This window comes from Pollutimonas thiosulfatoxidans (genome assembly GCF_004022565.1).
Taxonomy (GTDB): Bacteria; Pseudomonadota; Gammaproteobacteria; order Burkholderiales; family Burkholderiaceae_B; genus Pusillimonas_D; species Pusillimonas_D thiosulfatoxidans.
Genome location: NZ_CP022987.1, coordinates 1,909,721 through 1,929,154, shown reverse-complemented (window position 1 = coordinate 1,929,154; position 19,434 = coordinate 1,909,721). Strand labels below are relative to the sequence as shown.

General features: G+C 59.3%; 15 protein-coding genes and 1 tRNA gene. 11 read left to right on the top strand and 5 right to left on the bottom strand.

Annotated elements, in window-relative coordinates:
• Positions 1–56 precede the first annotated feature (56 nt).
• From CKA81_RS09265 to CKA81_RS09240, 6 genes are all read left to right on the top strand, one after another.
• The gene (locus tag CKA81_RS09265; RefSeq protein WP_228255693.1) at positions 57–1,433 is read left to right on the top strand and encodes a substrate-binding protein; all 1,377 of its coding nucleotides are present in this window, start codon (positions 57–59) and stop codon (positions 1,431–1,433) included.
• 67 nt (positions 1,434–1,500) lie between these two features.
• Complete coding sequence (locus tag CKA81_RS09260; RefSeq protein ID WP_228255692.1) at positions 1,501–2,355, top strand: branched-chain amino acid ABC transporter permease; 855 nt, start codon at positions 1,501–1,503, stop codon at positions 2,353–2,355.
• Positions 2,352–4,274: a branched-chain amino acid ABC transporter ATP-binding protein/permease gene (locus CKA81_RS09255; RefSeq protein ID WP_228255691.1), complete on the top strand. Its 1,923-nt coding sequence runs from the start codon at positions 2,352–2,354 to the stop codon at positions 4,272–4,274. Before CKA81_RS09260 ends, CKA81_RS09255 begins: the two co-directional genes overlap by 4 nt.
• Positions 4,271–4,975 carry an ABC transporter ATP-binding protein gene (locus CKA81_RS09250; RefSeq protein WP_128354999.1) on the top strand — a complete coding sequence of 235 codons (705 nt, stop codon included), beginning with the start codon at positions 4,271–4,273 and terminating at the stop codon, positions 4,973–4,975. Before CKA81_RS09255 ends, CKA81_RS09250 begins: the two co-directional genes overlap by 4 nt.
• Positions 4,976–5,010: 35 nt before the next feature.
• Positions 5,011–6,990 carry an acetate--CoA ligase gene (gene acs / locus CKA81_RS09245; RefSeq protein ID WP_128354998.1) on the top strand — a complete coding sequence of 660 codons (1,980 nt, stop codon included), beginning with the start codon at positions 5,011–5,013 and terminating at the stop codon, positions 6,988–6,990.
• Positions 6,991–7,112: 122 nt separating this feature from the next.
• Positions 7,113–7,976, top strand: coding sequence for an AraC family transcriptional regulator (locus CKA81_RS09240; protein WP_128354997.1), 864 nt, complete (start codon positions 7,113–7,115; stop codon positions 7,974–7,976).
• A 34-nt stretch (positions 7,977–8,010) separates the two neighbouring features.
• Here the strand turns inward: CKA81_RS09240 and CKA81_RS09235 are convergent, their stop codons facing one another.
• Both CKA81_RS09235 and CKA81_RS09230 read right to left on the bottom strand, forming a co-directional pair.
• A complete protein-coding gene (locus tag CKA81_RS09235; protein WP_128354996.1) occupies positions 8,011–8,421 on the bottom strand; it encodes a DoxX family protein in 411 nt (136 codons plus the stop codon).
• Between the two features lie 70 nt (positions 8,422–8,491).
• On the bottom strand, positions 8,492–8,950 hold the full coding sequence (locus CKA81_RS09230) for an AMP-binding protein (RefSeq protein WP_164878372.1): 459 nt from the start codon (positions 8,948–8,950) through the stop codon (positions 8,492–8,494).
• A 162-nt stretch (positions 8,951–9,112) separates the two neighbouring features.
• Here CKA81_RS09230 and CKA81_RS09225 point away from each other — a divergent pair, with 162 nt between their 5' ends.
• From CKA81_RS09225 to CKA81_RS09210, 4 genes are read left to right on the top strand one after another with little or no spacing between them, the layout of a single operon-like run.
• The gene (locus CKA81_RS09225; protein WP_128354994.1) at positions 9,113–10,783 is read left to right on the top strand and encodes an acyl-CoA synthetase; all 1,671 of its coding nucleotides are present in this window, start codon (positions 9,113–9,115) and stop codon (positions 10,781–10,783) included.
• Positions 10,783–11,952, top strand: coding sequence for an acetyl-CoA acetyltransferase (locus tag CKA81_RS09220; RefSeq protein ID WP_128354993.1), 1,170 nt, complete (start codon positions 10,783–10,785; stop codon positions 11,950–11,952). Before CKA81_RS09225 ends, CKA81_RS09220 begins: the two co-directional genes overlap by 1 nt.
• On the top strand, positions 11,949–13,592 hold the full coding sequence (locus CKA81_RS09215) for an acyl-CoA synthetase (RefSeq protein WP_228255690.1): 1,644 nt from the start codon (positions 11,949–11,951) through the stop codon (positions 13,590–13,592). Before CKA81_RS09220 ends, CKA81_RS09215 begins: the two co-directional genes overlap by 4 nt.
• Positions 13,579–14,439, top strand: coding sequence for a PCC domain-containing protein (locus CKA81_RS09210; RefSeq protein WP_128354992.1), 861 nt, complete (start codon positions 13,579–13,581; stop codon positions 14,437–14,439). The genes CKA81_RS09215 and CKA81_RS09210 overlap by 14 nt, the downstream gene beginning before the upstream one ends.
• Positions 14,440–14,482: 43 nt before the next feature.
• On the opposite strand, the gene CKA81_RS09205 is transcribed toward CKA81_RS09210, so the two are convergent.
• The 3 genes from CKA81_RS09205 to CKA81_RS09195 form a co-directional block, all read right to left on the bottom strand.
• Positions 14,483–14,559 (bottom strand) — tRNA-Pro (locus CKA81_RS09205).
• A gap of 35 nt (positions 14,560–14,594) precedes the next feature.
• Positions 14,595–16,172: a TerC family protein gene (locus CKA81_RS09200; protein ID WP_128354991.1), complete on the bottom strand. Its 1,578-nt coding sequence runs from the start codon at positions 16,170–16,172 to the stop codon at positions 14,595–14,597.
• 17 nt (positions 16,173–16,189) lie between these two features.
• Positions 16,190–18,097 (bottom strand): LTA synthase family protein, encoded by a 1,908-nt coding sequence (locus CKA81_RS09195; protein ID WP_128354990.1) that lies wholly within the window; start codon positions 18,095–18,097, stop codon positions 16,190–16,192.
• 167 nt (positions 18,098–18,264) lie between these two features.
• On the opposite strand from CKA81_RS09195, the gene CKA81_RS09190 reads away from it, so the two are divergent.
• Positions 18,265–19,428: an ABC transporter substrate-binding protein gene (locus tag CKA81_RS09190; protein ID WP_128356712.1), complete on the top strand. Its 1,164-nt coding sequence runs from the start codon at positions 18,265–18,267 to the stop codon at positions 19,426–19,428.
• Positions 19,429–19,434 lie beyond the last annotated feature (6 nt).

The window sequence follows — 19,434 nt, the reverse complement described above, 5'->3', positions numbered from 1 at the left end:
AGAAGTCGGGGGGATGTGGTTTTGCACGTCAATCAGAAGTACTAAAGGAGATATAAGTGAAAGACATCAACACACAAAAAAATGATACCGGCTCGACGGATCGTCGTAGCTTCCTGAAGACCGGCTCGGCCGTCGCAGGGGGCCTGCTGGTTCCGGGCGCGTACAGCGCTACAGCGTCAGCACAGGAGAAAAAATACCCCAAACTGGGCAACTACCCTGAAGGCGTAGCAGGCGATACCGTCGTAGCCGGCCTCACCCTGGATCTTACCGGCCCCTACTCGGCTGAAGGCGCAGGACAGAAGCGCGGCTTCGAATTGGCGGCAGAGATGATCAACAATGGCGATCCACGCATCAAGAAGATATCGCCGCTGACCAAAACAGGCATTCTGGGCAAGAAAATTGTGCTCGCCATCGGCGACGCCGAAACCAAGCCCAACAGCGCCGTGCAAGCCGCAACGCGTTTCATCCGCCAGGACAAGGCCATGATGATCTCCGGCAGCGTCAGCAGCTCGGTAGCCATCGCCTTGCAAAACACCTGCGAGCGCGCCAAGACGCTTTACTTCCCCGTCATCAGCGGCTCCAGCGATACCACCGGGAAAGACTGCCGTCGCTACGGCTTCCGTCTTTGCCATCACGCCTACACGGCATCCAAGGCCATCGCACCTGTGCTGGCTGAAGCCTACGGCAAGAACATGAAGGCCATCTACCTGGTTCCTGACTACAACTATGGCCACTCCATTCATGACCACATGCGCGAGTTCACCGAAGCGCAGGGCTGGACCACCATCGACAACCCGCAGATCCACCCACTGGGCGCCACCGACTACAGTGCCTATCTGCTCAACGTCGCCAACAGCGGCGCCGACATCCTGATCAACCTGGATTACGGTGCAGACGCGGTCAACTCGGCCAAGCAGGCTCACCAGTTCGGCGTACTCAAGAACATGAAGATGTGCGTGCCCTACATGCCCGCCTACATGCTTGAAGAAGTCGGCCCGGAAATCATGGAAGGTGTGCACGGCACCATGGTGTTCTGGTGGACCCAGATGGAGAAAAACGAAATCGCCAAGGACTTCGTAGAAGCCTATGAAGCCAAGTTTGGTGCCAAGCCTCGCGACCCCGAGCACAATGCCTACATGACCATGGTGCTTTGGGCTGATGCGATCGAACGTGCAGGCACTTTCTATCCGGCAGCAGTGGTGGAAGCCCTCGAAGACGGGATCAACCACAAGCGTCCTTACACCATGGGTGGCGAGGTCTACTTCCGCGCAGAAGATCACGACGGCGCAGCCGACTTCGCAGTGGTACGCGGCAAGAAGCCATCCGAGATCAAAAACAAGGACGATCTCGTGGACATCGTTGCGATTGCAAGCGGCGTTGACACACTGCCGCCGATTGGCTATGCCGGCTGCAAGATGGCGCCTGCTGCGTAAACCTTTCGTATATCGCTTGTTTCTATAAGAAAAGAGGGGGACTAGTATGCCTAGCCTGGGCCTATTCATGTCACAAGTTTTCAATGGTCTCGCGCTGGGGGTGCTGCTCTCCCTCATAGCGGCTGGCCTGACCATTATCTACGGCACGCTTGGCGTGATCAATTTCGCGCACGGCGCGCTGTTCGTAGTGGGCGCCTATGCCGGTTTTTCAATCTTCACGGTTACCGATTCATTCACCATCAGCATTATCGGCGGTGCAGTGGCCGCCATGCTCGTGGGCTTGATCATGGAACGTGGATTGATCAAACGTTTCTATAACCGCCCGGTCGAAGACCAGATACTTGTCACCTTCGGTGTCAGTATCGTTATTGTCGAAATCGTTCGGGCAATATTCGGTGGGGTCGGACAACGTGTACCCATCCCGACCTGGGGCGAAGGCGTTGTCGATATGGGGTTTGTCGTCTACCCCCTGTATCGCATCCAGATCCTGGGCATTGCCGCAGCAGCCTTGTTCCTTTGCTGGCTGGTGCTGTACCGCACGCGTCTGGGCCTGATCATACGATCGGGCATCGAAGACGCGCTCATGACAAGACTGCTGGGGATCAACATCCAGCGGGCCTTCCTGGTGGTATTCGGTGTGGGCGCGGCGGCAGCCGGCTTCGCGGGTGTCATCTACGGGCCTATCGTCTCGATCGTGCCCGACATGGGTTTCCGTGTCCTGATTCAGTCCTTTGTTGTCGTGGTGCTGGGCGGTGTCGGTTCCTTCCCGGGGGCAATACTTGGTGGATTGATTGCGGGCCAGATACTTAGCCTGACTTCGCTGTTCAATCCGGTTTATTCCGACGTCATGCTGTTTGCAGCCATGGCGCTGGTACTTATTTTGCGACCACAAGGTCTGTTGGGTGTGGAGGGCAGAGCATGAGCCAGTCTGATAATTCTGTTGCGATCGAGAGCGGAGCAGCTCCGCACGCATCTAGCCAGGGCGCCAGCGCCCTGCCACCCGGCGCCATGCGTCGCCGCTATGGGGTAGAGGTCATTACCGGTATCGTGCTTTGCATGGCACCGTTCCTGGCCCCCCTGATCGGCGCAGGCCCCGACTTGTTGGGTCGGGTGCTTATCTGGGGCCTGTTCGGCCTTGGGTTTGACCTGCTCTTTGGCTATGCCGGCCTGCTGTCTTTCGGTCAGGCGGCCTTTTATGGAACCGGCAGTTTCGTTACGGCCTATCTTCTGACGACGGGGATCATCCCCAACATGCTGCTCGCTTTGGCGGCAGGCATGATCGTCGCGTCGTTGCTGGGCCTGATCATCGGCTATCTCACCCTGCGTCGCAGTGGCATCTACTTTGCCATGAGCACCTTGGCGTTTGCCGAGATGATCTACTTCCTCGAGTTCGGTCCCTTACGAGACTGGACAGGTGGCGAGAACGGCATTCCGGGCATACCCGAGCCGTCCATCGACTTCGGCTTCTATCACCTGGTTATTCAGCCGGGCTGGCCGATGTATACCTTCCTGGCCGTCATGTTCTTCCTGGGCTTTATCATTGCCCGCCGCATCTCGCTTTCACCCTTCGGTGTCATCCTTACGGCCATCCGGGGCAACCCCGTCCGTGCCATGGCTGTGGGCCACAAGATCCAGCGCTACAAACTGGCTGTATTCGTGGTTGCTGCGGCTTATGGCGGTGTTGCAGGCGGCTTGCTGGGTCTGTTCCAGGGCTATATGCCACCCGATGCCTTCAACCTGCATACGTCGGCCGAGCTGGTCATCCAGACCGTCATGGGTGGGGCCGGTACGTTGTTCGGGCCACTATTGGGTGCACTGATCTGGCTGTATCTGTTCGAAGTCCTGCAGTTTGTTGATTCGGTCGGTCCCTACTGGCGACTGATCCTGGGCGTGATCTTCGTTATCCTGGTTACCGTGTTTCGGCGTGGTATCTGCGGGGAGTTCATCGCCTGGCGTGACAAGCGCATGACAAATCGTCTTAATCGTGCCATGGACAACAATCCGGCCAAGGCCGGAACGGGAGCGGCATCCAACAGGCCCGCACCCCAACTGGTCATGCGCGAATCGCCCCACGTCGCCAAGGGTACGCCCGTATTGCGTGCCGATAACATCGCCAAGCATTACGGCGGGCTCAAGGCAGTCAAGGGGGTGTCGATTGCCGTCGAAGAAGGCGAGCTGCGCGGCCTCATCGGTCCTAACGGCGCCGGCAAGTCCACGTTCTTCAAGATGCTGGCTGGCGAGATCGAGCCGACCCTGGGCGAAGTCTATCTGCGCGGCGACAAGATCACCGGCATAGGCGTGACGCAGGTTTGCCAGATGGGCATGAGCAAAAGCTATCAGGTCAACGAGCTTTTCGATGCGCTCACTGTGCGCCAGAACATCCTGATGTCCGTGCTGGGGCAAAAGCGTGGTTCATTCCGCTTCGACGCTTTGGTCAGTCTGCACAGGGTCAAGGGTTGCGCCGAGCAAGTCGAGGCCGCCATGGCGCTGGTCGAGCTTTCCCATAGGGCAGATACCCCTGTACACGAGCTCTCATACGGTGAAAAGCGTCGGGTCGAAATTGGCTTGGCACTGGCTACTGGCGCCAATGTCCTGCTGCTGGACGAACCATTGGCAGGCATGAGCCCCGAAGAGCGCGTGCATGCCATCGCCTTGCTCAAGAGCATACGCCGCGGCCGCACCGTGCTGATCGTAGAGCACGACATGGACGCCATGTTCGAACTGGCCGACAAGATCACCGTCTTGTACGACGGCAATTTCCTCGCCGAAGGCACGCCTGACGAAATCAAGGCCAGCAAGGCAGTGCAGGACGCTTACCTGGGAGGCGTAGAAGAATCATGAGTTTGCTTAAAGCAGAAGGTCTCAATACCTATTACGGCGATTCCCATATCCTTTTCGATGTTTCGCTCGAAATCAACGAGAACGAGGTCGTTGCGCTGCTGGGGCGCAACGGCGCGGGCAAGTCCACATTATTGAAGACGCTGGCGGGGGCCTTGACCCCCAAGTCCGGCACCATAAGCTTTAACGGTACGCCCATCGAAAAAATGCCTGCGCACGAGATTGCGCGGCTGGGGCTGCAATTGGTCCCCGAAGAGCGACGCATCATAGGTGGCATTACGGTTCACGAGAATCTCCAGTTGGCCGCCATGACGGCCAAGGCGCCACTGAGCTACGAAGAGATTTACCGTACCTTCCCGCGTCTTGACGAGCGGCGTACCAATAAGGGGCGCGAGCTATCAGGAGGCGAGCAGCAGATGGTCGCCATTGCCCGCGCCATGATCCGCGATGCCAAACTGATTTTGCTCGATGAGCCCTTTGAAGGGCTGGCGCCTCTGATCGTGCGCGACCTCATGGGCGTATGCCAAGAGCTCGCGCGCCAAGGTCGCACCATCGTCGTCGTCGAGCAGAACGTGAAGGCCGCGTTGTCTATGGCCAGCCGCTGCTATCTGCTCAATACCGGGCAGGTGGTCTTCTCAGGTACCTCGGAAGAGCTGCAGCAGAAGCCCGAGATCACTAATCGGTATCTCGGGGCAGCAGCGTGATGTCCATGTTCTTGTAGAAGTTAGGAGTACTAGTTATGTCGTCCACCATAGATTCCATTCTTATTGAAAGCCGTGTGTTTCCTCCTGCGCGCAAAATTGTCGCGGGCGCCACGGTTTCGGGTATGGAAAGTTACAAGGCTCTTTGCGATGAGGCAGAGCGCGACCACGATGGTTTCTGGGCTCGCCATGCCCAGGAACACCTGAAGTGGCGCAAGCCATTTACCAAAGTTCTCGATGAGTCCAATGCGCCGTTCTATACCTGGTTCGAGGATGGCGAACTGAACGTCTCCGAGAACTGCCTGGACGTCCACCTGGAAAACGGCAATGCCGATAAGACCGCCATCATCTTCGAAGCCGACGACGGCAAGGTCGAGAAAGCGACCTATCGGCAGTTGCATGCCCGCGTCTGCCGTATCGCCAATGGTTTCAAGGCCTTGGGTTATACGAAGGCAGACAGGGCCATCATCTATCTGCCGATGTCCATCGAAGCCATCGCCACCATGCAGGCCTGCGCCCGACTGGGCATTACGCACTCTGTTGTTTTTGGCGGATTCTCGGCAAAAAGCTTGCATCAGCGGGTCGTCGACGTGGGCGCCACGCTGCTTGTAACGGCCGATGCCCAGATGCGGGGCGGACGGGCTATTCCGCTCAAGTCCGCGGTCGATGAAGCCCTGGCCGACGAGGGTGGCGACATCGTCCGTAAAGTGGTGGTGTATCGCCGCGCCGGCACGCAGGTGGCCTGGAACAACGAGCGCGACGTCTGGCTGCACGACATCGAAGCAGGGCAGCCGGATGTCTGCGAGGCCGTTACGGTGTCCGCCGAGCATCCTCTGTTCGTACTTTATACGTCGGGCTCCACGGGTAAACCTAAGGGCGTGCAGCACTCGTCAGCGGGCTATCTGCTGTGGGCCAAGCTCACCACGGAATGGGTGTTCGACACCCGTCCGGACGATGTGTTCTGGTGCACCGCAGACGTAGGCTGGGTAACCGGTCATTCCTACATCGCCTACGGCACGCTCGCCGCCGGACTGACGCAGATTGTCTTCGAAGGTGTTCCCACCTACCCGAACGCGGGACGCTTCTGGGACATGATCCAGCGGCACAAGGTCAGCATTTTCTACACAGCGCCCACCGCCATCCGTTCGCTCATCAAGGCGGCGCAAGCCGACCCGGCCACTCACCCCCAGCGCTACGATCTTTCCAGCCTGCGCTTGTTGGGATCTGTCGGCGAACCGATCAACCCGGAAGCCTGGATCTGGTATTACAACAACGTGGGTAACGGCAAGTGTCCCATCGTGGACACCTGGTGGCAGACGGAAACGGGCGGGCACATCCTGGCTCCGCTACCAGGAGCCACGCCGCTCAAGCCGGGTTCCTGCACCTTGCCACTGCCGGGTATCAGCACGGGTGTGGTCGACGAGCTGGGCAACGAGGTCGCTGAAGGACGCGGCGGCTTCCTGGTCATCAAGAAGCCATGGCCGGCCATGATACGCGCAGTCTGGGGCGACGAAGAACGGTTCAAGTCCGGCTACTTCCCGCCAGAACTCAAAGGCTATTACCTGGCGGGCGACAACGCCCAGCGCGATGCTGACGGTTATTACTGGATACTGGGCCGTACGGACGATGTGCTCAGCATATCGGGTCACCGTCTGGGTGGCACCGAAATCGAATCGGCATTGGTGGCACACGATCTGGTTGCCGAGGCAGCCGTCGTCGGTCGTCCCGACGCGACAACGGGCGAGGCCATCGTGGCTTTCATCATGCTTAAAGATCCGGTTCCCGAAGGCGACAAGGCCGAAGCCATCGCAGCGCAGTTGCGCGATTGGGTTGCCAACCAGGTTGGTCCCATAGCAAAACCGCGCGACATCCGCTTTGGCAACAACTTGCCCAAGACTCGATCAGGCAAGATCATGCGCCGTTTGTTGCGTGTGGTAGCCGAGGGCAACGAGGTCACCCAGGACGTCTCCACGCTGGAAAACCCCGACGTGCTGAAGCAGTTTACGGGTGTGTACTGACCACCGTGATGGCGCCATAAAAAAGCAAGAGACGTACGCCTGTGTGGGGCAGGCGTTCGTCAAAACTTGCTACTGGGGTTTTCCTTCATGGATATAACTTTTGCTCTGACTAGAATCAAGGCATGAAACACCGTAGCGGATCGCGCGGTCATCTTGATCATTATGTGTTGTACGGCCATTGTGGTTTAGGGGGAGGTCGATTCGTCATGGAGTCGCTATCAAACAGCGGCGTGCTGGAGCGCACCGGCGTGCTGGGCGGAAGCCTAAGCCGTGATTTCGCTGATTCCACCATTCTGTCCGACCATATGCACGACATGGGCCAACTTAAGTTTGCGCTCAGCGGCGTCATGGTTATTGCCAGTACAGACGGCCATTGGGTAGTCCCGCCCACGCGCGCCTTGTGGCTGGCACCCAAGGTAAGACACCGCGTCCGTATGCTGGGTAAGGTCCAGCTGCGTTCTGTTTTTGTCAACCCCGAGTATTCGCATGGCTTGCCCACGCGCAGTTGCCTGCTGCCGGTTACACCGTTGTTTCGCGAGCTTATCGCAGCGGTTGCCACGTCAAGCCCAAGCGATGCCCGCAGCCGCCGCACCCGTCTGCTAATGGATCTGTTGCTGGAAGAAGTCAGCCAGGACTGCGGCCTGCCGCTGCACTTACCCACGCCGCGTGATCATCGCCTGGCAACCATTTGCACGCATATCCAGGAGCATCTGGACGACATGAAAACCCTGCACGAGTGGGCAAAAGATCTCGGCTACGACCAGCGTACGCTCCATCGCCTGTTCATGAGCGAACTGGGTATGTCGTTCGTGCAATGGCGCCAGCAGGCAAAGCTGCTGACCGCCCTTGAATGGCTGGCCGAAGGCCGCCAGGTGCTGAGTATTGCGCTCGATCTGGGCTACCAGACGCAAAGCGCCTTTACGGCCATGTTCCGCCGGAACCTGCACATGACGCCCAGCGAGTTCCTGAAGGCCATGGCACCGTAGTGGTGCGCGGGCAGCAAGCCCGCGCCAACCCGGTTTAGTTCCAACGGCCGCCGCGCGCGCCTATGGCGTATCGGCCGGCACCCAGTAGCGCGATGGCCAAGCCACCAAACAGCAGCAAACCTTGGTGTTCCAGTTGCCATGCGCCTGAACTGGCCAGTTGGAAAATCTGGCTGCTATGCGCCAGGGCAATTGCCACCACCATATTGGCAACCACCAGCCAGCCACCCAGTCGGGTATAGATGCCCAGGATGATCAATATGGGCGCCACGACTTCGCCCAAATAAACCGCCCAGGCAAAGAAGGCAGGCATGCCGGCGGCAACGACCATGCCTTCTATGCCGGAGATGCCATTCATCAGTTTGGACAGACCGTGCATTAACAAGAACACGCCCAGGGAAAGTCTTAAAACGAGTTTACCGAGGTCATCTAGTGTGTTTGGGGACATGGTCCGCTCCGTTGATAAGGTTAGTGTGTGCGTGCAAAAGATGGTGGCGCACGAAAAAAAAGCGTGCGTATTATAGAGTGGTGTCCGCCGGGGCCTGTTCCGGGCCGAAGCGCAGCGGCTCTTGCCCACGGTAGGTAAGTACCAAGCCGGGGAACTGGTTGAAATTTATCTTCATGTCGTCATGGCAGGGGATAACCTCGCTGCCGGCATCATCAACAATGACCGAGGTGGGGTAGGTGGCATTAAGGATGTCGAACATCTCCTGCGGACTGCCTCGCACGCCCAACGGCACCAGGATCTTCCCGGCCGCCAGGATGGCCATGACGCTGACCAGGTACTCGGGGCAATTCTCGGCACACAGGATGACACGCGACCCTGGGGTCGGATCATTGGCTTGCAGTGCGACGGCAAGCGCATTCACAGCGGTGGTCAGTTCGTTATGGCTGATTTCGCTGTCGACGTCGTCCAGAGCTATGGCCTCGCCATAGGGGTCGGCCATCTTTTTCAGGAAATCCAGTGTCTGTAGCATGCGGGACCTCATAGCAATTTCAATGTGAAACGAGTATAGAGACCCTGTTGACGGATTGCGGAGAAAATTGATCAGGGTTTTCCCGTTGAATTGGCACTGCGGGGGCCTTTGCGCCGGCGTTACTATATCGACACCACACGACCGATGATCGAGGTTCAGTCCATGTTGCCACAGTCGCCGAGCAGTTATGAAGATATCAACAGCCGTTTCAACTGGAACATACCGCTGCGCTACAACATCGGCGTGGACGCTTGTGCCAAGTGGGCAGAGCAAGATACTGATCGGCTGGCGCTGATTCATGTGGGTCAGGATGGCGGGGTGCAACACTATAGCTTCGGCCAGATTCATCAGTCATCTAACCAGGTGGCCAACCTGTTCCGCGCTATCGGCCTGGAGCCTGGCGAGCGTATAGGCATACTCCTGCCCCAGGCCCCCGAGACGGCCATTGCACATATTGCGGCCTACAAGGCAGGCTGTATTGCTATTCCGTTATTTACCTTGTTCGGCGCTGAGGCCTTGCGCTTTCGCCTGCAAGACAGCGGGGCAAGGCTGGTTATTACCAATGCCGAAGGAGCCGCAAAAATTGCCGGGATCCGCGATTCCTTGCCGGCATTGCAGTCGGTGTACTGCATAGACGGCGAGCAGCATGGCGCTGCGGACCTGCATCGCGATATGCGCCATCACAGCACGGACTTCGTTCCTTTCGACACGGCTGCCGACGACCCGGCCGTCATTATTTATACCTCGGGCACGACTGGCCAACCCAAAGGTGCCCTGCATGCGCAGCGTGTGTTGCTGGGACATTTGCCGGGCGTTGAGATCTCTCATAACTTGTTCCCCCAGGACGATGACCGCATGTGGACGCCGGCGGACTGGGCCTGGATAGGCGGCTTGTTCGATGTGCTGCTGCCGGCCTGGCATCATGGCGTCGCGGTCGTTGCGCATCGATTCCAGAAGTTCACGCCCGAAGCCGCCTTTCAGTTTTTGCAGGATTTCCAGATACGCAATACGTTTTTGCCGCCGACGGCCCTGAAGATGATGCGCACCGTACCCGATCCGCAAAAGCGCTGGAACTATCGATTGCGTTCCGTGGCCAGCGGTGGCGAATCGCTGGGCGCCGAGCTGCTCGATTGGGGTCAGCGCAGCTTCGGTCTGACCATTAATGAGTTCTACGGCCAAACCGAATGCAACATGACGGTGTCCTCTTGCGCCGAGGTGTTTCCGGCCATGCCGGGCGCTATCGGGCGGCCCGTGCCGGGACACCATGTGGCCATTATCGACGACACCGGCAAGGCGATGGCAACAGGCCGAACGGGCAATATTGCCGTGCGTAGCCCCGATCCGGTGATGTTCCTGCAGTATTGGAACAACGACAAGGCGACTAAGGAAAAGCACCTGGGCGAATGGCTGCTTACCGGCGATACCGGCAGTATGGACGAACAGGGCTATGTGCACTTTGTCGGCCGCAACGACGACGTGATCACCTCGGCCGGGTATCGGATAGGCCCCGGAGAAATCGAAGACAGCATATTGCAGCACCCGGCTGTCAAAATGGTTGCTGTCGTGGGCGCGCCGGATGCCCAGCGCACCGAAATCGTCGTTGCCATTGTGGTGTTGCAGGACGGCCGAACAGGAAGCGATGCGCTCAAGCTCGAGATCCAGGAGCATGTGAAGCAGCGACTGGCGGCTCACGAGTACCCACGCGAAGTCTTCTTCGTGGAAGAATTGCCCATGACCACAACCGGCAAGGTTATACGCCGCGAGTTGCGGGTCATGGTAGATCAATGGATAAAAGACGCCCGTCAGGGGCGCCAGCCTGGAGATACAAAGTAATGCACAAGCGCGCAGTGATAGTCGGCTGGGCCCATACCCCATTTGGCAAGCTGGACGACCCCGATATCGAGAGCCTTATCGCCCGCGTATCGCGTGGCGCCCTGGACCACGCCCAGCTCGGTCCGCAAGACGTCGACATGATAACGGTGGGGGTCTACAACAACGGGCTGACGCCTCAAGGCTTCGAAGGCGCCTTGGTGGCGCTGGGCGAACCGGCCTTGCGTTTCACCCCTGCCGTCCACGTTGAAAACGCGTGCGCCACTGGCACCGCCGCCCTGTATCGCGCCATGGATTTCATCGAGAGCGGGCGCGGGCGTGTCGCTTTGGCGATAGGCGCCGAAAAGATGACGGCAATACCTGCGCGCGAAGTCGGCGAAGTGCTCCTCAGTGGCTGCTATCGAAAGGAAGAAGAGAACCCCGCCGGTTTTGCGGGGATTTTCGCGCAGATTGCGCAAGCCTATTTCGAACGCTACGGCGATCACAGCGCCGAGATGGCCATGATTGCAGCCAAGAACCATCAAAACGGCATGGCCAACCCCTACGCGCATGTGCGCAAAGATGTCGGTTTCGATTTCTGCAATACCGTGTCTGACAAGAATCCTATCGTCGTTGGACCACTGCGTCGTACCGATTGCTCTATGGTCTCGGACGGCGCTGCGGCTTTGGTGGTGACCGACGAAGAGACCGCGGCCGGCCTGGCGCGTGCCATACGCTTTCGGGCACGCAGTCATGTTAATGACATCATGCCGTTGTCGCGACGCGATCCGATCGCATTCGAGGGCGCTCGCCGTGCATGGCAGCAAGCGCTGTCAGACGCCGGGGCGAGCTTGCACGATCTTAGCCTGGTCGAAACGCACGACTGCTTCACCATTGCCGAAATGATCGAGTACGAAGCCATGGGCCTGGCCAAGCCGGGGGAAGGCTGGAAGGCCATACGCGAAGGCATTACCGCCAAAGACGGGCGGCTGCCTGTGAACGTGTCAGGCGGGCTGAAAGCCAAGGGGCACCCATTGGGCGCCACCGGCATTTCCATGCATGTCATGGCTGCCATGCAGCTGATGCAAGAGGCCGGCGACATGCAGGTGCCGGGCGCCTCCCTGGCAGGGGTGTTCAACATGGGCGGCGCGGCGGTGGCCAACTACGTTTCCATTCTGGAGCGGGTCAGGTGAGCGTAATCGAGCAAAGCCCGGTGTCGCGTCGGGTGATGAACCTGGCATATTGGCTGACACAGAATGCGCGTCGCTTGCCCAACCGGCCTGCTCTCGTCTGGCGCGAGCAAACCTGGAGCTGGACCGAGCTTGATGCTCGCGTCTCGGCGCTTGCATCGGTGCTGGCGGCAAAAGGGGTGGCACCAAAGTCGGCCGTACTGGTGCATAGCAAGAACAGCAACGAGATGCTCGAGTCCATGCTGGCTTGCTTCAGGTTGGGTGCCGTGTGGGTGCCCACCAACTTCCGGATCATGCCCGACGAGATCGTCTACATGGCTGACGTTGCACAGCCGCGTGTGCTGTTGTGCCAGACCGACTTCCCGGAACACGCCGCTGCGGTGAAGGCTGCCCGGCCAGATACGGACATCCTGTGGCTGGTGGGCGAGCAAGCGGCCGCTGCCGACTACCCCTTGCTGGCGGATCTACTGCAAGAGCGGCTCGGCACACACATGGAAGACGCTCCGGTCGAGTCCGACGCCGCCTGCTGGCTGTTCTTCACGTCGGGTACGACAGGCCGACCCAAGGCCGCTGTGCTCACTCACGGACAAATGGCTTTTGTGATTACCAATCACTTGTGCGATTTACTGCCAGGCAGCACCGAGAGGGATGGCTCCTTGGTGGTGGCCCCCTTGTCGCATGGCGCGGGGGTGCATCAGTTGAACATGATCGCCAGGGGCGGGCAGACCGTGTTGTTGTCCACCGAAAGGTTCGATGTGGACGAGGCGTTCGAACTGATCGAACGGCACCGACTAAGCAATATGTTTACCGTGCCCACCGTATTGAAGCTCATGGTCGAGCACCCGGCGGCACAGCAGCGCGATCACTCCAGTTTGCGCTATGTGATCTACGCAGGAGCTCCCATGTATGCTGAAGACCAGAAGCGGGCCTTGGCCTGCCTGGGCAAGGTGCTGGTGCAGTATTACGGCCTGGGCGAAGTCACCGGTAATATCACGGTGCTGCCTGCCCATGAGCACGAAGCAGACGGGCGCCCGGGCACCTGTGGCTACGAACGCACGGGCATGCAGGTATCGGTGCAAGACGACGAGGGCAACGAGCTGGGCAATGGCCAGACCGGCGAGCTTTGCGTGATCGGCCCTGCCGTTTTTGCCGGGTATTACAACAATCCCGACGCCAATGCCCAGGCCTTTCGCAATGGCTGGTTCCGTACCGGCGACCTGGGCTACCGGGATGCCGAAGGCTATCTGTACATTACCGGCCGGGCTTCCGATATGTATATCTCGGGCGGCTCCAATATCTATCCTCGCGAGATAGAAGAGAAGATACTGACCCACGAAGCTATTTCCGAGGTGGCGATTGTCGGTGTACCGGACCCCAAATGGGGCGAGGTCGGGATAGCCGTCTGCGTTTGTTATGCCGGACACCAGGTGTCGGAAGCCGAGTTGCTGGCCTGGATGGCCGAACGCATCGCCAAATACAAGCTGCCCCGCAAAGTGGTGTTTTGGGATGCGCTGCCTAAATCGGCTTACGGAAAGGTACCGAAAAGGCTGGTAAAGGACGAGCTCGAGCGGCGCGGCGTGGTGCTTGCGTCTGCTGCGCCGGCCGCAGCCAGCAAAGACGGAGCGCGTCGTGCGGCACATTAAGCATCCCGGCCCGGTTGGGCAGCAGCGCAGCACTGTCGTTGATGTGGGCATCGAGGCTGTGTCGCTGCGTTTGCCGGCAGGACGCAGCTTGCTGGACGCGCTGGCCGATGTGCTGGGCGATCACGAAGCAGGCAGCGCCGTCCTGACTTTGCATCGGGGCGCCTTCCATCCTTTTTCCTTTGTGATGCCGGCCTTGTCTTCATCGCCCGACCATGCGGTGTATTTCAGCGGCCGTCATGATCCCGAGGGTGAGGCCACGCTGGCCGGTGGCTGCATCACGTTTGGGCGGCGGGGCGACGCGCCCTGGCTGCATTGCCATGCATTATGGAATGAGGCCGATGGCAGGCAGGGTTGCGGGCATGTCTTGCCCAATGACGCCCTCATCAGTGCCAGCGTTGAGGCATCGGCGTGGCTGATGCGGGGTGCCGACTTTGCCGTGCTGCCCGATGCCGAGACCAATTTTTCCTTGTTTCAGCCGGTGCAATCCGGCGCATTGCCTGCGGCCGCGCAAGCAATGCCGGCATTGGCGGTCCGTATCGCCCCTAACGAAGACCTGTGCACAGCCATCGAAGAAATCTGCGCGCGTCGCGGGATACGCGAGGCCGTATTACGCGGGGGCGTGGGCAGCTTGGTGGGGGCGGTTTTTGATGATGGCCGCCGGGTGGACCCGTTTGTGACCGAGGTCTTCATAGAGCGCGGTGTTGTCTCGCAAGGTAACGACGGTCAGTTGCGTGCCGATATCGACATCCATCTGGTCGACCATACCGGCCCTATTGCCCAGGGGCGCTTGCAGCGTGGCGCCAACGCGGTGCTGGTCACTTTCGAGCTGATTGTCCAGCCCCAATAAGACAAGGGCTTACAAGACATAGTCTTGTAAGCCCTTGATGTATTGGTCGGGGCGAAAGGATTCGAACCTTCGACCCTCTGGTCCCAAACCAGATGCGCTACCAGGCTGCGCTACGCCCCGAATTACTGCCAAGCCAGCTAATATAGCACAAAGTCTTACGCTGCGTCTGGCGCTTCCAGTGGTCCATCGGGTAAGGTCCGTTGCACCAGGACCTTGGCGATGCGCCGGCCTTTCAGTTGCAAGACCTGAAATCGATAATTGGCCTCGGGCCGCTCGAAGCTCAGGGCCTCGCCGACCTCGGGAAGGCGTCCAAACCGGCGCAGCATATAGCCGGCCAACGTGCTGTATTCGTCCGTATCGTCCGTCAGGCCTTCGGTCTCCAGCGTTTGTTCAAATTGGTGCAGGTCGGCAGCGCCATCAACGATCCAGCGGTCGTTGCCGTCGGCAATGATGTCCGGTGCCTCGTCTTCATCGGGGAAGTCGCCCGCGATGGCCTCAAAAACGTCGATCGGCGTTACCAGGCCTTCCACTGTCCCGAACTCGTCGATAACCAGCACGAGTTGTCCACGCGCCGACTTAAGCGTATTCATCAGGTCCAGGATGCCGATGGTGTCGTGTACCAATATGGGGGGACGCAGCTTGCGCTCGTCCAGGCGCCCTTGCCGCAGCAGTTCTGCGATGATGTCCTTGGAACGTGCGGTACCGACAATGTCGTCCAGCGAACCGCGGCAGACGGGAAAGAAGCCATGGGGTGATTGGCTGACTTGCTTGCGCAAGGTTTGCGCGTCGTCGTCCAGATTGATCCAGGTAACATCATTGCGCGGTGTCATGATGGAGCGCACATTGCGATCGGCCAGACGCAGTACGCCGCTGACCATGTTGCGCTCTTCGGCACCGAAGGGTGCTTCTTCAATCTGGGCGTGCGGGTCAGCCGCGGGCTCGCCTTCATCGTGTTGCCGCTTGCCCAGCATGCGCAGTATGCCCTCGGCCGTGCGTTCGCGCATTGGACGCTGCGCCTGGCGGCTGGCCCGGTTGCGGCGGGCAAGCTGGTTAAGGGATTCGATGACGACGGAAAAACCGATGGCCGCGTACAGGTAGCCTTTGGGCACTTTGAAGCCAAACCCTTCGGCGATCAGCGCAAAGCCTATCATCAGCAGGAATCCCAGGCACAGGATCACGACCGTGGGATGCGCGTTGACGAAGCGGGTCAGCGGGCGCGAAGCGACCAGCATGACACCCATGGCAATGATGACGGCGGCCATCATGACTTCCAGGTGATCGACCATGCCGACGGCGGTAATCACAGCATCCAGCGAGAACACGGCATCCAACACCACGATCTGCGTCACAATTACCCAGAAGCTGGCATAGATGTGCGAGCCTGAGGCCTTTTCCGCCTTGCTCTCGACGCGCTCGTGCATTTCCATCGTGGCTTTCAGCACCAGAAAGAACCCGCCTGCGATCAGGATCAGGTCGCGCCCCGAGAAGGCCATGGCCCCCAGCGAGAACAGCGGTTGCGTCAGCTGGAACAGCCACGAGATGACGGACAGCAAGCCCAGTCGCATGATCAACGCAAGCGACAGGCCAATGACGCGTGCGCGATCACGCTGCGCGGGCGGGAGCTTGTCGGCCAGTATGGCGATGAAAATCAGGTTGTCGATGCCCAGGACGATTTCCAGGACGACCAGTGTCAGCAAGCCGACCCACATCGTCGGGTCTAGCAGCAGCTCCATCAGCATGTCTCTTTCAGTTAGTTGTCAGTATTGTATCGTGCCGGCGTGCGTAGTTCCGGCAAGGTATAAGCCTGGTTCTGATAAACATGGTTGGGCCATAAGACATGAGCCAGCGCCTCACGGGCCAGCGCCGGGTCGAGCGCCATGGGCGTATAGCTTGCCGGCGCGGTGTACTGATATTGCGTGGCATCGCGGTGCGGTTCAAGCACCACCAGGGCGTCGTTCTTCAAGTACCCATAGTTTTCGCTGTATTGCATCATCGCTCTTCCGCCGCCTTCGCCCGTCAGGTCATGTCCTATCATGGGGTGATCGCAGGCGAGCCCCATCAGGGAAAGCAGCGTGGTCGGCAGGTCGATCTGGCTGATCAACCTGTCGTCGCGTCGCGGCACGACGTCTGCGCCGACGATCAAGGCCGGTATGTGGAAATGCCGCAAAGGCACCAGGCTGGCCCCGCCGACGCGCGAATCATGGTCGGCAACAACCAGGAAGAGCGTGTCTTTCCAGTAGTCTGACTTGCGCGCCCGATCGAAAAACTGACCAATGGCCCAGTCGGCGTATCGGACGGTGTTTTCCACTGTGGCCGGATCGCCATCCGGGTCGATACGCCCCGCTGGATATTCCCAGGGCGAGTGGTTGCTGACGGAAAAGGCCAAGGTAAAGGTGGGCTGATCGCCAGCTTCGTCCAGCAGGCTGTGCAACTGGTTGAACATGTCTTCATCGCTGGCGCCCCAGGTGCCCACGAAAGCGGGGTTCCGGAATGTGGGCAGGTCGTAAAGCTCATCGAAACCATTGCCCAGAAAGAAGCTTTTCATGTTGTCGAAATGCGCTTCCCCGCCGTAGATGAAACGCGAGCGGTAGCCCTGCTGCTTCAATACCTGCGCCAGGGTGAAGAAGTTGCTTTGCGCGCCCGACAAGCGCAAGGCCGCATCCGATATGGTGGGCGGAAAGCCGGCGACGACGGCTTCCAACCCACGCACGGAGCGGGTGCCGGTGGCATAGGCCCGTGTGAAGTTCCATGCCGTAGCGGCCAAGGCATCAAGGCAGGGGGTCAGCGCGGCACCGCCTAAGTTTCCTACGAACTGGGCGCCCAGGCTTTCTTCCACGATCATCACGACATTAAGCGGGCGGGCACGCGTGGAGGTCGGCACATGGCTATGTAGCGTGGGTATGTCGTCCGGCCCGGGTTGCAGCCCGGCGCCTTTCCTGACGATATCGTGCATCTCTTGGGCGGGCATGTGACCATAGACATCGGCCGCGGACCGCTCGTTCTTCATGCTGTAGATGGCGTAGGCCACGCTGTAGAGGGAATTGAGCGGCAAGGTGTTCAGCATGCTGTCGCCGCAGTAGGCGACCGTGGACGGATTGATGGGCCGATGTCCCAGGGTGCCTCGTATGGCCAGAAAGACCAGTACCGCGACAATCAGGGTGAAGGCGATGCGTTGCCACCACACCATCAGCGTGTCGGGCTGCCCTTGTCCGAACAAGACGGCGCCCGCCCAGAGCGCGGCCCCAAGCCCCAACACGGCAGCCACAATCATGAGCTTGTAGCCTTTCCATAGCATGCCGAAGACTTCGCGGGGGTGCTTCAGATATTCGACATACAGGCGATTGGGCCGGGTGTCGTACTCGTAGATAAACTGAGGCGTCGATACCTCGAGCAGCACCAACAGGAACCACGCAAACTGGAACCACCAGCCCGTGACCTCGACGGCTATCGGCCAATGGCCGATCCAGGGCGCAAGCATCAGGGGTATGCCGACAATGATGGCGATCTGGTTGGCGTCGATGCGCAGGCCCCCACGCAGTATGGGTACCATGCCGCCTGCCTGCTTCACGCGCGGGTACTGCCACGCCGCCAGCAGGCATCGGCTAAGCGTCAGCAAACACAGGCTGGCTACAATAAACAGAAGGCTCAGGTCGCGCATGGGTAGGGCATAAAAATCAGGACCGCACTAGTGTAATTGCTTATTCCTTTCGTGCTGCCCGTTATTGCGTACAATTTATTGCGTTCTTTCTTCTGCTCTGCTCAGTACAGGACTCTCTTATGTTTTCCCCCAGGTCTATTGTGTATCTCTTAAGCGCCGCTGCGCTGATGCTCTCGAACACCGGCACGCTGGCGCAGGATGTCATCAAAATCGGTGAGTTGAACAGCTACAAAACCCAGCCTGCATTTCTCGGCCCCTACAAGAAAGGCATGGAGCTGGCCGTAGAGCAGATCAACGCTGCGGGCGGTGTCAACGGGAAGCAGCTGCAACTGATTATTGCCGACGACAACTCCAACCCGGGCGATGCCGTGCGAGCCGCTCAGGAGCTGCTCACGCGCGAGAAGGTCGACGTACTGACGGGCACCTTCCTGTCGCATATCGGCCTGGCTGTCACGGACTTCGCCAAACATCAGAAGCGGTTCTTCCTGGCCAGCGAACCCCTCACGGACAAAATCGTGTGGGAAGAGGGCAACCACTACACCTTCCGCCTGCGCAACTCGACCTACATGCAGGTCGCCATGTTGATTCCCGCTGCTGTCCAGATGAACAAGAAGCGTTGGGCGATCGTCTATCCCAATTACGAGTATGGCCAGTCAGCCGTAGCCACGTTCAAGACCCTGCTGAAGCAGGCGCAGCCGGACGTTGAGTTCGTGGCCGAGCAAGCCACGCCGCTGGGCAAGATTGACGCCGGCAACGTGGTGCAGGCGCTGGCCGACGCCAAGCCGGACGCCATGTTCAACGTGTTGTTCGCTACTGATCTGGCCAAGTTCGTGCGCGCCGGCACGCAGCGCAATTTCTTCGAAGACCTGTCTGTGGTCAGCCTATTGACTGGCGAGCCGGAGTATCTTGACCCCTTGGGTAAAGAGACTCCGGTGGGCTGGGTGGTTACCGGCTACCCCTGGTATGCCATCGACACACCCGAGCACGATGCTTTCCTGAAGGCCTACCAGGAGCGCTTCAACGACTATCCGCGCCTGGGTACGGTCGTTGGCTACAACACCATACTGTCATTGGCGGCTGGTATTGCCAAGGCGGGCACGACGGATACTGAACCGCTGGTGCAGGCATTCAAGGGCTTGCAACTGGACACCCCCTTTGGTCCCATTACCTACCGCGCCATCGATCACCAGTCGACCATGGGTGCCTATGTTGGCAAGCTGGCCATCAAGGATGGCAAGGGCATCATGACGGATTTCCATTACGCAGATGGCGCCAGCGTCCAGCCGACGGACGAGCAGGTCAGGCAATGGCGTCCCGCCTCTGCCGACTGATATCTA